Consider the following 13875-nt stretch of genomic DNA (forward strand, 5'->3'; position numbering starts at 1 on the left):
GTGCGTCCAGCGGACGCGCCTAGGAGGATACCCTGTCGTGGTGGGCGACCGAGGTCGCCTCCCATCGCACCAGGGCGCCTCGCGCCCACTCGAGGAGGAATCAGATCGTGAAGACCGCTGTCGTCGCACTGGGAAAGATCGGGCTACCACTGGCTGTGCAGTTCGCAGACGCGGGCCACGAGGTGATCGGCGTCGACATCAACCCTCGACAGGTCGAGCTGATCAACCAGGCCACCGAACCCTTCCCGGGTGAGGCTCACCTGCAGGAGAAGCTTGAGGAGCTCGTCCCCGCAGGCCGCCTGCGCGCCACCACCGACTACGCGGAGGCGATCCCCGGCGCTGACGCGATCGTGATCGTCGTGCCCCTGTTCGTCAATGACGAGACCTGGGAACCCGACTTCGACTGGATGGATGCAGCCACTCGTTCCTTCGCCGAGCACATCACCCCCGGCACCCTTGTCTCCTACGAAACCACCCTGCCCGTGGGCACCCTCCGCGGTCGTTTCGTCCCGATGATCGAAGAGATCTCCGGACTGAAGGAATCGAAGGACTTCTTCGCCGTCTTCTCCCCCGAGCGCGTGCTGACCGGTCGTGTCTTCGAGGACCTGCGCAAGTACCCCAAGCTGATCGGGGCGATGAGCGAAGAGTCCACCCGCCGTGCCCGCGAGTTCTACGAGTCCGCCCTCACCTTCGACGAGCGTTCCGACCTGCCGCGCCCCAATGGAGTGTGGGACCTGGGCTCGCCGGAGGCCAGCGAGCTCGCGAAACTAGCAGAGACCACCTACCGCGACGTGAACATCGGCCTAGCGAACGAGTTCGCGTTGTTCGCGCAGCAGGCTGGCATCGACGTGTACAAGGTGATCGAGGCGTCGAACTCGCAGCCGTACTCGCACATCCACCAGCCCGGGATCGCGGTGGGCGGTCACTGCATCCCGGTGTACCCGCGGTTGTACCTGTCCACCGACCCCGACGCCGAGACCGTGCGCACAGCCCGCACGCTCAACGCTTCCGTGCCCGCCAAACTCGTTGGCCGCGCCACGGAGTTGCTGGGTGATCTGACGGGGCTGAAGGCCGTCGTGCTCGGTGCGTCTTACCGTGCTGGTGTCAAGGAGACCGCATTCTCCGGGGTGTTCCCCACTGTCGACGAATTGCGAGCCCGCGGCGCCGAGGTCGCGGTGCACGACCCCTTCTACACCGATGACGAGCTGCGTGGCTTTGGCTGGGACCCCTACCACGTGGGCGAGGCCGCGGACCTGGTCATCGTGCAGACCAACCATCCCGAGTACAAGGACCTCACCAGCAGTGACGTTCCCGGGGTGAAGCTGATCGTCGACGGCCGCAACATCACCACCGCCGAGAACTGGAGGGGCACCCCCCGCCTTGTCCACGGCGACGGACAGGGCTCCACGACCACCACGACGCCCGCCGCCTGATGGACACGCTGCTCGCGGGCCCGCTCAGCGGCGGGGCCTTCACCAACCGGGCGTTCATCATCCAGATCCTGCTCATCGCAGGAATCTTGGTGGTGATGGCATGGCTGTTCGCCAAACGCGGCGCGAAACAGCTGGCTATCCGTCGGCTGCTGATCATCGCCTTCGGCGTGTTCGCCATCTTCACGGTGATCTTTCCGACGGTGCTCACTCGGGTAGCGAACTTCGTGGGCGTCGGCCGCGGAGCAGATCTGCTGCTGTACGCAACGGTGGTTGTGCTGCTCGGTGTGATCGCCGTGCAGGAAGCACGGGCGAAGAATGAGGAGAAGCGCTCGACATACCTGGCACGGCGGCTGGCGATCGATGAGGCACCCCCCGCCAGTGACTATCGCGAGCAGGCGCTGGGACACCGGGACGGATGATTGACGCCCTTGTGCTGGTGGCCGCTGGCATCGGTGTTCTGATTCTCCAGGTGCTCCCAGCCCTGGTATCAATTCGTCTGCTCGGTGGCTCCTGGTTACTGGCGTTCGCCCTTGCACCTGCATGCGGGTTCGGGCTGGCCGGCGTCGCGGCGATACTCGCCCACGGGATCGGCGTGCGCTGGGGCGTCTTGCCGTACGTGGTTTCTGCTGCCGCTGTAGTGATCATCGCTGGGCTGCTCCGTCACGCAGGGATCAGGTTGCCCGTGACACCTGTTTTGCAGGGACGGCTGATGCCGCGCCGTACAGTGCCGGGCGCACCGGTATGGCTGCTCGGTGCTGCGGCCGTTGCAATCATCCCGATCGCGCGTGCAGCACGGTGGCGTCCCGATGCAGTGCTCGAGCGTTGGGACACGCTGTACCATCTTTCGGCTCTGCAGCGCATTCGTGAGACAGGTGCGGGGTCGTCACTCACGCTTGGATCGGTCTCTAACACTGTGGGGAATGTGACGCCGTATCCAGCGGCGTTCCACGATCTCGTCTCTGTGGTGCCGTGGGTTCCGGTTCCGATCCTCCTCAATGGGGCCACGTTGACACTCGCCGTCGTGCCGTGGGCGCTCGGGATCGCACTGCTTTCCCGCGCGACGCATCCCGGACTGCCATGGGCCCCGTTCGCCGGGGCGATTCTGGCCCTTCTCGTGCCTGCTGCTCCGCTGAACGAGTGGATTCACCTGTCGCCGATTCCTAATCTGACCGGCTTCGCCACCTTGCCCGGTTTCCTCGCTGGCACCTTAGCGCTGTGGAGGTCAGTTCTCGGCGACGACGTCAGTGCGCTGCCTCGCACTGCACGCGGATTCATCTCCTCCACTGCGGGGGTCGGAATCATCGCGTGGGGAGGCGTCGGCCTCACCCTCGTGCAGCCGAATGTCGCAGTGACCGCGCTTCTGATCATGGCTGCGCTCACTGGCGCAGACGCCGTGCGGACACGGCGCTCCGCGCCGCTACTCGCCCTCGTCCCGCTGGTGCTTCTCATACCGGTTGCCTTGCTTGTCTGGACTCCATTGGGCTCCGCTGTGACGGAGTTCGTCGGTGGTCTGCAGGTTCCCTGGTGGAATGCACTCGGCGAGGTCATGCTGGGACTGTGGACGGTCTGGCCGATGCCCCTCGGGGTGGTCATCGCACTGCTGTGGTGGCCCGGTCTCGTACATAGTCTGCGGGGCGAGCGCCGCTGGCTCGCCCTTTCCTGGGCTGTACTTGTCGTGTTGTACCTCGATGCCGCCGTCGACTCGCCCCTGGACTTATCAGTCCTGTTCTACCGAGGCCAGGATCGGCTGTCGATGCCGTTAGCAATGGTCTCCTGCGTGCTTGCCATTGCCGGTATACAGGTGTGGCGCGATGCGATACGACGGGGGCTGACCGGTGCCTCCGCTGGGACATCCAGCGCACAGCGCGGTGCTGTCGCCGCCGTCCTCGTGATCGCGGCGGCGATGGTGGTGACGCTGGGCTCCATACCGACGCGGTCCGACAACGCTGCCAAAAACCTGGATCCCGACTATCCCGGCAGGGGACGATTCCTGCAGGCAGATGAACGGATGGAGTTCGCTCGCATCGCTTCTACGCTCGATTCGAGCTCGACGATGCTGGCAAGCCCGTTCTCAGGGGGCGCGCACATGTATGCGCTGCACGGTCAGCAGGTGCGTTTCCCTGTCGCAGGTACCTCACTGCGCCACAGAGACATCCTCTTGATCCACGCCGCAGCGGATGCGGCCACTGATCCACAGGCATGTGCTTTCCTCAACAGATGGGGGATTCGGTACGTCTATCAGGATCGGATCTCGTATCAGTACGACAGCCGCTTCGAGCCGCTGGACCGCGACCTCACCGGAATCGGGCCCGTTCTCATGCACACCTCGCATTCGACGTTGTACGAGGTGAACTGTGACCCAGGCGATGGCAGCACCGACTACCACCCTGGCGCCAGAACGTGACGACCTGTTCTTACCCCGGTGGGAAACCAGCTGATGACCGCGGCACCTGGCATTCCACGCGAGGCAACACCGACTACCGTCCCAGCCTGGACGTTCTACGAATCGCGGCCGTCATCGGCGTGATCGGAGTGCATGTTCTGGCCGGGCCCGTCCAGGCGGGCGAGGCCGGTCTGCCCGTCGTCGCATTACGCATTGCTCTGACAGTTGCTGCCCCGCTGTTCCTCATGATCACCGGAGCGCTCACGCTCGGGCCGGGACCGCACCGCGCCGGAGCCGGGGCATTCCTGTGGCGCCGCGTACGGCGCGTCGTGCCCGCTCTCGTGTTCTGGTCCGTCTTCTATCTCGTTGTCGTGTTGGCGTGGTGGAGCGGGGAGCAGCTGACGCCCGCTGCGCTTGCGCGCCGTGTGATCGAAGGGGAGACCTATACGCACCTCTGGTTTCTGTGGACGGTCCTCGCCATCTACGTCATCGCTCCGGTGCTGTCCGGTTATCTCTCGGCGAGTGGACACGTTGCAGGGGCACACGGGGAACGGCAACGCGCGTGGACCGTGGGTGTTATCTGGTGCAGCTGGGCCGCGACAGTCGCAGCTCTTCCACTGCTCACCTCAGGCTCCGCCGTCGGCGCAATTACTCCTGTCACCCCGGGCGCTTTGACCTTTGCACTGCTGTACGGCGGATACTGTGTGATCGGCCGTGCTGTGCTACTGACCGACGTCCCGCGCTATGCCGCCATTGCGTCGCTGATCGCGGCGATCGGGCTTCTAGCGATTCTGACGTGTGCGCGGTGGACCCAGCCACCGTACGGCCCTGAGCCGTCTGGGATGCTGGCACTTCTGGCGCCGTCGTATCTGAATCCTTTGGTGATGGCCGCATCTGCGGCCCTTTTCCTCGCGGTCCAGGGCATGTTGGGCTCATGGCTGCTCGAGGGCTCGGCAGCCTCGTGGCTCCGGTCAGCGGGCGAGGCAACGTTTGGCATCTACCTCGTGCACTTTGCGGTGCTTGTGATGCTGAGGGAACTGGGGCCACTCGGCAGCAGCCAGCCGTGGGCCCTTGCCCTGCTATGGCTGCTGACAACGGTTGTGTCAGCGGGTCTGGTGTTGCTCGGTCGGCTCATCCCCGTGGTGCGAGCTGTTCTCTGATCAAAGGTAGTGCAGCCGTTAGCGAGCGCGACGTGTGCCCCTCCCTCAGCGTGCAGTAGTGGTCGACTCGAGAATTTCGCGTGCGCCTTGAGCCGCGCAACCCGCCAGGGAGGCGTGGCGCAGTGTCCATTGGCGAAGGTCCTCACGTGTGGGGCGATTTTCACCGCGAAGCGCCTCGAGCATGCCCCGGGCGACGTCATGCGCGTCGTAGTCGCATGCCCAGCCCAGTGAATGGTCGCGGATCCGATCATACGCAGCACCTTCACCTGCATGAACGACAGGGGTACCGCAGGCTGTCGCAGCATAGATCTTCGTCGGGAGCGCGAACTCATAGCCTTGCCCGGGGGTGATCGAGCTGAGTCCGGCAACTGCTCCGCGGAGGAAGCAAGCCACCTGTTGCGGCGGAATCTTCGGTCGGAATTCAACACCAGCGATGCCGCTCTCCCGCGCCCGGCGCTCAAGGGCGTCCCGCCCCGAGCCTTCGGAGAAAAATAGGATCCGTGCATCGGGTCGATGTTCCCGGACGCGGGCGAACGCATCGAGGAAGACCTCGGCGCCCTGCCACTCCGATACTGTTCCCGCGTAGACGAAATAGGGGCTTGCCCCGTCGGGGTTCTCCCCCGCATCCGGTCCATCCGGACAGAACGTGTCGGTATCGATGCCGTTGCCGATCATGACGCGTGAGGGAGCTTCCCCGATGAGCTCCGTGAGGCGTGCGTGCACGCCCGGGGAGATCGTGAGGACGCGTGCTGCCCGCCGCCACACCATCGTCTCCGCGGTACGCACCGCCGTGCGAACGATGGATGGGACGCCTTCGACGCTATCGGTGGCGTCTGACCAGATGTCTGCCGCATAGAAGGTGTAGGGCACCCGACGCAGAGCAGCGATCAGCATGGCGACCAGGCCGGTGGTTGGCGGCGGCTCCACCACCAGAGCGTCCATGCGCCCCACCAGCAGTAAGCGCAGAGCGAGCGGAATATCGAAACTCAGGTAGGAGACATATCCGCGAACCTGTCCTTGTGTGTCACGTTTGACTGGCCAGCGCGACGGGGTGCCGGCGCGAGCAGCCCCATGAACTCCTGGCGGTGGGGCCGTGGTGAGAACCTTGACCTCGGCCCCCTGTTCCTCGAGAGCGACCGCGAGCGCTTCGAGGCGGAAAGCCGCCGCGCTCGCCTCCGGGGTGAACAGGCGGCTGGCGATCACCACGCGGGGGCGGGTGCCCATCTTTCGCGCCACGGCCCTCATGCGCGCTCCGCCAGCAGATCAATCACGCGTATCGCCGCGCGGCCATCGCCGTAGAAGTCGGGGCGCGGCCCCTCCGGTCGCGGACGCTCGACTGCTGCAGCTAGCTCGGCGGGGTCCGCCACGAGTCGGTTCCACTCACCCTCCAGGGTTTCAACCCACTCGGTCTCGGTGCGAACCGTCGAGCAGGGCGCACCGAGCAGGTACGCCTCCTTCTGCAAACCGCCCGAGTCGGTCACCACGGCGCTGGCATGCTGCAGCGCGTTCATCAGATCCGGATATGCCAGTGGCTCGCCCACGTGCACCGCTCCACCAGCCAAGTCGATCCCTGCCTCAGCGGACTTCGCCACCAAGCGAGGATGCGCGAACAGCGCGAGCGGCACCGACAGCGACTTCAAGGCCTCGATGATGGCGGCCAGGCGCTCGGGATCATCCGTGTTATCGGCGCGGTGGATCGTGGCGACCGCGAAATCGGCCTCGGGATCGATGCCGTCCGGAAGCCGCAAAGCGCTCCCTTCCACGGCGGCGGCGACGCGGAGACAGACATCGGTCATCACATCGCCGACAACCACCGCGCGATCCTCCAGCCCCTCCTGAGCGAGGTGCCCCCGGGCTACGTCGGTGGGGGCGAGCAGAAGATCAGCGGCGTGATCGGTGAGCACCCGGTTGTGTTCCTCAGGCATTCTGCGGTTGAAAGAGCGCAGACCCGCTTCGAGATGGGCCACTTTGAGGTGCATCTTCACGGCAGATAACGCGCCCGCAAGCGTCGAGTTCGTATCCCCATACACGAGAGTCCAGTCCGGTTGGTGCTGTTCGAGGACCTCATCCATTCCGGCGAGCATCGCTCCGGTCTGTCGCCCATGGGAGCCCGAGCCGACCGCCAGGTTGACGTCAGGCTCAGGGATCCGTAAGTCGGCGAAGAAGGCATCGGACATCTTGGCGTCGTAGTGCTGCCCCGTATGCACGATGATGTGCTCGACGTCCTCTCGCTGGGCGGCGGCGTCGGCGATTGCCGCGAGCTTCACGAACTGTGGGCGCGCACCCACCACGGACAGGATCTTCATCTCGTGCTCCTTGGAATGCTGGGGCTGAGTTCGGCGGCAGGCTATGAGCACTCCCACGATAGCGGGACCGTGCCGCCTCCGATCTGTTCGCCACGGCTTCTCCGGCCACAGGGCCCGATCGTTATAGTGACCCCGTGCATGAACCGACGATTCTGCTGATCAGCCTGTCGCCGATCGCCCGCGACTCCCGGGTGCTCCGACAGCTCTCGGTTGTCAGTGAGTTCGGCCGCGTGGTGACGGTGGGCTATGGCCCGCGGCCAGACGGCTCGGCTGAACATATCGAGGTGCCTGGGAACCTGAAGACGCTACCCCAGACTCCGGCTGGGGTGGCACGCCTCGCACTGCGTCGCCTGCGATCAGCGGAACTCGCAGCGCCAGCTATCCAATGGGTGCTCCGAGCTCTAGAGGGCCGCCGCTTCGACGCCGTGGTAGCGAATGAGGCGCGCATTCTTGCGCTCGCTGAGGCTGTGGCGCATGGTGCGCCGATCTGGGCCGACATGCATGAATGGGCCCCCGAGGAGCGCACCCACATCACGAGCTGGCGCCTTCTCGTGGCACCGCTGATGGACCATCTGTGCCGCACCTACCTCCCGCGCTGCGCTGCGGTAACGGCCGTCGGACCGAGTATCGCTCAGTTGTACAACGAGCATTACGGGGTCCCGACTCTGGTGATGCGGAATGCCTCGCGGTTCCAGGAGCTCGCCCCCTCCCCTGTCAAGGATGACCGCGTGCGTCTTGTGCATTCCGGCTCCGCTGTTCTCGGGCGGAATCTCGAGCTGATGATCGATGCGGTCAATGCGTTGCCGGAACGCTTCACCCTGGATCTGTACCTGGTGCCAGCTAATGATGGTGGCACGTACATGCGGGCCCTGCGTGAGCGTGCAGCTTCCTCGAACCGTGTGACGTTCCATGACCCGGTTCCGCCCGCTGACCTTCCTCGCACGCTGAACGACTATGACCTCGGCGTCTTCTGGATCGAGCCGTTCAACACGAACGCGCGCCTCACCCTGCCCAATAAACTGTTCGACTTCGTGCAGGCCCGCATCGGTATGGCAATCGGCCCGAGCGAGGAGATGGAACCCGTTGTACGCAAGCATCAGCTCGGACCCATCGCCCAGGGCTTCGACCTCGCGCAGTGCATCGACTCGCTGAGAGACATCACGGCCATGGATGTGCGCCGTTGGAAGGACAGCGCCGACGCGGCTGCGCATGAGCTGAGCTTCGAGAAGGACGCTGAGGTCGCCCGCGGCATCTTGAGTCGCATGCTGCACCCGCACACCTAACACACGCACAGATGGCGACCCCAGGAGGCCACATGTTCGCTCTTCCACGGCCCGATCAGATCGTGGACGCGGTTGCGCATCGATCCGTTCGCTGGCTCGGCGGCTCCTTCGCTGGGGCGCCATCGGCACGGACCGCCCTGCGCCGACGGCCCGCCGGAGAGCTTCTGGCTGATCACGCATGTATGACAGTACGGCTAGATCGCGGGGACCATCCTGCGTGGTCCGACGTAGAGCCCCTTGTCTCCCGATTGCTGCAGGCAGCAGACCACGCTGTGGCATGCAAACGTCACCGACAGGCGTTCTCCCTTGCTGATCGTGCACTGCGCATCGCGTACCACCCCTCCGTTCACACTGGGCCTGACGGCTCTGTGTTGATGCTCGACCAGGAACGTTTCCTCGCACCGTTCCGGGCCTCAACCGCTGGCAGATTCCTACTCTTCGCCCCCGACCCTGACGAGCACCGCGCTTCCGCTGAGCCGACGGAGCGCCCGGAACGCCCTCTGCGCGTGCTCGTCCTCAGCCATTCCTCGTGGACTTTTGTCCACCGAGTCATGGATGACCTCAGCACACACGAGAACGTCGAGTTCCGCGTGGTGGACCTGTCTCGGTTGCCGCTGGGGGTTCGCCCCACGCACGCCCTCGCCATGAAGGCACGCACCGATTTCTGGCGCCATGGTCGTCTCCAGCCAGTGCCCACACAACTCGTCGACGCGTTGACGTGGGCGGACACCGTGTACCTCGAATGGGGAACATACCCGCTGACCTGGTTCAGCATGCTGGATCTCGCACCGTTTCGAGTGCGCAGGGTCGCACGAGTTCACCGATTCGAGATGACCACGCCATATCCACTTCTTGCGCGCAGCGCCGCATTCGACGAGATCGCTTTCGTAGCGCCACACGTACGCACTTTCATGGAATCAGCGTCGCCGCGCCTTGCACAAGCAGGACGATTGAGGACTGTGCAGAATATCCATTCGCTTCCCGCCCGGCCCAGGAACCAAACGAACCGTGACCTGTACGAACTTCTTCAGGTGGGCTGGGCACCGCGCGTGAAGGACGTCCTATTCACCCTCGATATCCTGGATGAGCTCCGCCGCACTGACCAGCGATTCCATCTCACATTGATCGGACACGACCTGGACCGATCTCCTGGTTCACGATCCAGAGACTGGACCGAGCACGTTCAGCGCCGGATCGATGCCGTAGGCGACGCTGTGACGATACTCGGGTACCGACGCGACGTGCCCGACTTGCTAGGCGGTGCTGGATTCCTGGTGTCTGCCTCGCGCAACGAAGGGACGCACGAGTCGGTAGCGGAAGCCGCCGCCGCTGGGTGTATCCCCATCGTGAGGGATTGGCCGGAGAACCGTCCTTGGGGCGGAGCTGCGAGCGTGTACCCAGCCCACTGGACTGTGACGACGCCTCAAGAAGCTGCAGCACAGATTCGCTTGTTGTGTGATCAACATAGGCATGCCACCGAAGCGGATGCCCGTGAGCAATGGGTGCGCGCAGATCGGAACCCGGGCCGGCTGCGACGCGAATACATGGAGTTCCTCACCGGTTCGGGGCCACACTGACACCCATCACTCCCGGCTCGGCACCGGCCCCGGAAGCCAGTTGATGAACTCGATCTCATCGAAGAGAGGCTGTTTCCGGCGTTCTCGATCCCACCAGTCCTGGGGGCGTTGTATCGGGCCGCAGGCATCGATCCTCCACAGCGCAGCGTCGCCTTCGCGAGCGACAAGGTGGAATCCTCTCGATGTGTCGACATCATAAAAACCCGGAGTCGCCTGACGCCGATCAATGTAGTTGTAGTTCATCGATGCATCTTCGTAGAAGTACTGGATGCCGTAATAGCGCAGAAGGATGCATACCCGGGGGTCGGTCCGGAGACGATCGAAGTTCTCGGCCAGGAACGCTCCGTCCCGGTCGACATCACGCATGTTCACCTGCGTGAAGACTGACTCGACATCGGATTCCAGCGGCAGGTACGCGACACCCGAGGCAGGGTCTCCTATCACCACGGATCCTTCCGGCAAGCCGTCACCCATGCGCCTTATGAACGCCATCTCCTGCTCGTCAGCGACCGGCTGCGGGGAGGACTCCAACGCACCAACGGGGCGCGCAACACCGAGCGTGATGTACGCCGTACCAAGGGTCGAAGCGATCATGCTTGCCGCCGCGCCAACAGCGATAAGTCGAACCGTTCGATTCCCCAGATCCCGGCCGCACAGCGACACACGTGCGCCCGGAGCGAAAAACCTCTCTGCGACCGCACCGACAGCAAGCGGTAGTACGACGGCCTGAACCGCAAGCAGTCGGTACGTGTCGCTATACCACAAGCCACTGAGGCCGCTGAGCACAGGCAACGGGACATAGGAGCCCGCTATCAGCGCAGCCTGGACGAACCAGGCTCCGACAATCCACCGATGATTGCGCCTGCGTGCGAGGAGAACCAGGCCGAGCATCACCAGAGGAATCACGACCAGCGCGGCCCCCAATCCGGTGGGTCTGCTCACGTCCGTCGGCCAGTTCGCAAGCAGACTCGTCACCTTGAGCCCAAGGTCGTCCCATGTCTGGCTACCGGGCCGCATCAGATAGGAGCGCACGCGCGGCGGAATCAGCATCAGTGTGAAGGCCAGGGCTGCGGCGGCCATGGTGGCCGCCAGAATGACCACGTAACCGCGCCGAGATAGTGAACGACGAAGCACCCGGTGCGCTCTGCGTGCGCTGGACAGCAGGAGCGGGAGCGCAATGAACCCAGCGTTGAATAGCACCGAGGGGTGGGTCACACCAAGCCCGAGCAAGGCTGCCCCCACAATTGCAATATCCACAGCGAACACCGCCGGGTTTCGCCGCACGTAAGCCCACCGAGCGCGTCGGAGAAAAACGATAAGGAGCACAATCGCGGCAGGGAGCATCGCCAGGGCGAGTGCATTCGGCCAGAACGCACGTACGATCACAAGCCCGCCCGGAAATGCTGGGAACATACACGCAGCGCCTGCCCCGGCGAGGGCGGCCACCGAGGCACGACGAAAAACGGAGCGCGCAAGCAGTGCAATGTTCACGGCGAACACGACTGGTGTGACGACGAAAGCCAACGTGTTCGCTGAGGAAACAATCCCAAACCAGGGCATTGTCAGGGCCGCGACGCCGTGCCAGACGGTCGGGTACGTCACATGCCCTACGCGTAATCCATAGTTGAAGTCGACCGCTGCGAACATCGACAGCGTGCCCGTCTCCTCGATCGCGTTAAGTACGTTGTAGTGGTACATGGGATCGACTCGCGGACTGGGCATAAGAGGATCGATCACCAGCATCATGGGCAGCAGCAAGGCGCCCACTGCCACGAAGACGGCCGCCGCCGTCGCCGCAGCGGGGTGTCCATGCCGGGGCGACGCGCGGAATCGTGCTCCCTCATCTGCGCCCTCTACGCCGTGACGTGCGAAAACAATCCAGCGAAGAGCAGCGGCTACGAGCCAGATCAGGCCAGTTGCCGCGGCGAACGCCACAGGGCTGAAGGCAATCCCGATCGATCGGAGAAGCACACCCAACAACCCCAGCATCAACGAGGACAGAAGCGGCCCACCCGCCAGCGTGACCGTGGCCCGGCAGCGCAGAATCAACAGCATGATGCTCCCTGGCGCATAAAGCACAGCCAGCTGTGCAACCGCGATCGGGATCACGGAGCACCAGGAAACGAGAAGTTGGATGGCCATCACGTGGACACACTCGAGGCTAGGCTGGCTGCGACAGTCCGTGCCCGACTCACCCATGTCTGGTCTTCTCGCACCGTCCGGGCGTGCTGAGTCAAACCCGCCAGCTCTTCCGGATGTTCGATCAGGCGTGTCAAGGTTGCGGCTATCACCTCGCTGCTATAGGGCACAGAGCAACCCACACCAAGATCCTCAACAATCTCCCCGGCGAGGGTCTGGCTCGAGGCGAGCACGGGTTTGCCATACCCCAGGTACTCATAGAGCTTCATTGGTACTGCAAAGCGCCTGTATTCGTTCGGCTGGACCGTCAGCAGGCACAGTGATGCGCGATCGTAGTGCGGACCCAGCTGAGACGCCGTAGCGTGCACAACGTTCACACGATCATTCAGCAACGGCCGGAGCTGCTCGCCATGGCGCTCCCACGCCTGTTGGGGAACCACCAGAGTCAGCGTCATCGCCTCCACCTGGGCAACGGCACGCAGTAGCTCGTCGATCTCGTGTCCGGGTCCGACCCCACCAACATAGAGTGCATGGAACCCTTGGTGGGGAGTCGCTGCATCGCGGAGGGCGGCTCCTGGAGGAAGCGCAGTACACCGCTGCGGATCGAAAGGAATGATCGGAACCATCGGCAACGATGGGACGAAAACATGGGCGCCGCACCGATCAAGAACAGCCAGATCCACCCGGTAGAGAAGCTGCATGAGAGTTCGACGCAGTGGAGGTACGCTCCGCTGCTTCTCCGGAAATCGCCAATACACATCGCGGTAGAACTGCCCAACGGGGACTCCGTGCCGTCGACAATACGCAAAGATCCGGCCCTCGAGAAACACCGCGATTCCGGTGCGCACGCTCGTGGCAAGCGCATTGGGCTGTGTCGAGTTCTCTGAATAGACGAAGGCGATCTGCTGCCGCCCGCGCACTCGATCACGGAGGTCAGCGAAGGCAAGGCTCCGATCCGGCGGATTTCCGGTGATTCGCAGCACCTCGTACCCGATGTTCCGCAGCGCACGAAGCATCTGGTTCGGACGCTCCCTGCTTGCGCTCGCCGGCTCAGAGTCCAGGGGATATGGGCTATGGAAGACAACTCGACCGTGCTGGACACGGCGAAGGGCGCGCGAGCACAGCTCCATTACCCGTTCAGTCTGCTCGGGATTGACAACCTCTAAGTCAATGCCTGTCACACAGCGACGAATCTGATCTGCTGTCTCCACATCATGCGCTGCAAGCTCTGTAGCGTCCTGCAGAGCTCGTCGAACAAGCGGGTCTGAGCAGTGGGAAGCTACCTTCGGTCCCACAATTGCAACGTGAGCAACGCCGGATGCAACCGCCAAGGCGTGACCGGTCAGCGCCCCGTCCACGTCCCACGACAGGATCACGTCCGGACGTTCCATCTGGCGCGAGCGCACTGCGCGCGTTGCGGCCGCGGCGATATTGCGGCGTCGCACTTGAGCCGAACTGAACAGCCTCTGTTCGACGTGAACCGCGTCCAACACGTCAACGGCGCAGTCACAGGATCCGGTCGCGCAACGGAGAGACTGGGCCGCGTGTGATAGAGACTCGGCGATCTCGAGGATCCTCATCGGCTCACTCCTGT

The 13875-nt window shown here is 64.0% G+C and carries 10 protein-coding genes; 6 read left to right on the plus strand and 4 right to left on the minus strand.

Annotated elements, in window-relative coordinates; genetic code table 11:
* Positions 1–107: 107 nt before the first annotated feature.
* From C8271_RS09930 to C8271_RS09945, 4 genes are read left to right on the plus strand one after another with little or no spacing between them, the layout of a single operon-like run.
* Positions 108–1433 carry a nucleotide sugar dehydrogenase gene (locus C8271_RS09930; protein ID WP_106507147.1) on the plus strand — a complete coding sequence of 442 codons (1326 nt, stop codon included), beginning with the start codon at positions 108–110 and terminating at the stop codon, positions 1431–1433.
* Positions 1433–1852 carry a DUF2304 domain-containing protein gene (locus tag C8271_RS09935; protein ID WP_106507148.1) on the plus strand — a complete coding sequence of 140 codons (420 nt, stop codon included), beginning with the start codon at positions 1433–1435 and terminating at the stop codon, positions 1850–1852. Before C8271_RS09930 ends, C8271_RS09935 begins: the two co-directional genes overlap by 1 nt.
* Positions 1849–3837, plus strand: a complete 1989-nt coding sequence (locus C8271_RS09940) for a DUF6541 family protein (RefSeq protein ID WP_106507149.1) — start codon at positions 1849–1851, stop codon at positions 3835–3837. Before C8271_RS09935 ends, C8271_RS09940 begins: the two co-directional genes overlap by 4 nt.
* Positions 3834–4976, plus strand: coding sequence for an acyltransferase (locus C8271_RS09945; RefSeq protein WP_106507150.1), 1143 nt, complete (start codon positions 3834–3836; stop codon positions 4974–4976). Before C8271_RS09940 ends, C8271_RS09945 begins: the two co-directional genes overlap by 4 nt.
* 45 nt (positions 4977–5021) lie before the next feature.
* Here the strand turns inward: C8271_RS09945 and C8271_RS09950 are convergent, their stop codons facing one another.
* On the minus strand, positions 5022–6221 hold the full coding sequence (locus C8271_RS09950; protein WP_106507151.1) for a glycosyltransferase family 4 protein: 1200 nt from the start codon (positions 6219–6221) through the stop codon (positions 5022–5024).
* Positions 6218–7282 (minus strand): non-hydrolyzing UDP-N-acetylglucosamine 2-epimerase, encoded by a 1065-nt coding sequence (gene wecB / locus C8271_RS09955; protein WP_106507152.1) that lies wholly within the window; start codon positions 7280–7282, stop codon positions 6218–6220. The genes C8271_RS09950 and wecB overlap by 4 nt, the downstream gene beginning before the upstream one ends.
* A gap of 134 nt (positions 7283–7416) precedes the next feature.
* Between wecB and C8271_RS09960 the strand changes: the two genes are divergently transcribed.
* Positions 7417–8565 (plus strand): glycosyltransferase, encoded by a 1149-nt coding sequence (locus C8271_RS09960; protein ID WP_245921089.1) that lies wholly within the window; start codon positions 7417–7419, stop codon positions 8563–8565.
* 272 nt (positions 8566–8837) lie between these two features.
* The gene (locus C8271_RS09965) at positions 8838–10142 is read left to right on the plus strand and encodes a glycosyltransferase (RefSeq protein ID WP_170957853.1); all 1305 of its coding nucleotides are present in this window, start codon (positions 8838–8840) and stop codon (positions 10140–10142) included.
* A gap of 6 nt (positions 10143–10148) precedes the next feature.
* Here C8271_RS09965 and C8271_RS09970 read toward each other — a convergent pair whose 3' ends face one another.
* Positions 10149–12284 carry a DUF6541 family protein gene (locus C8271_RS09970; protein ID WP_170957854.1) on the minus strand — a complete coding sequence of 712 codons (2136 nt, stop codon included), beginning with the start codon at positions 12282–12284 and terminating at the stop codon, positions 10149–10151.
* Entirely contained in the window at positions 12284–13861 is a 1578-nt protein-coding gene (locus C8271_RS09975; RefSeq protein WP_170957855.1) for a glycosyltransferase, read from the minus strand. Before C8271_RS09975 ends, C8271_RS09970 begins: the two co-directional genes overlap by 1 nt.
* Positions 13862–13875: the final 14 nt, after the last annotated feature.

The organism is Brachybacterium timonense, from assembly GCF_900258505.1.
Lineage (GTDB): Bacteria > Actinomycetota > Actinomycetes > Actinomycetales > Dermabacteraceae > Brachybacterium > Brachybacterium timonense.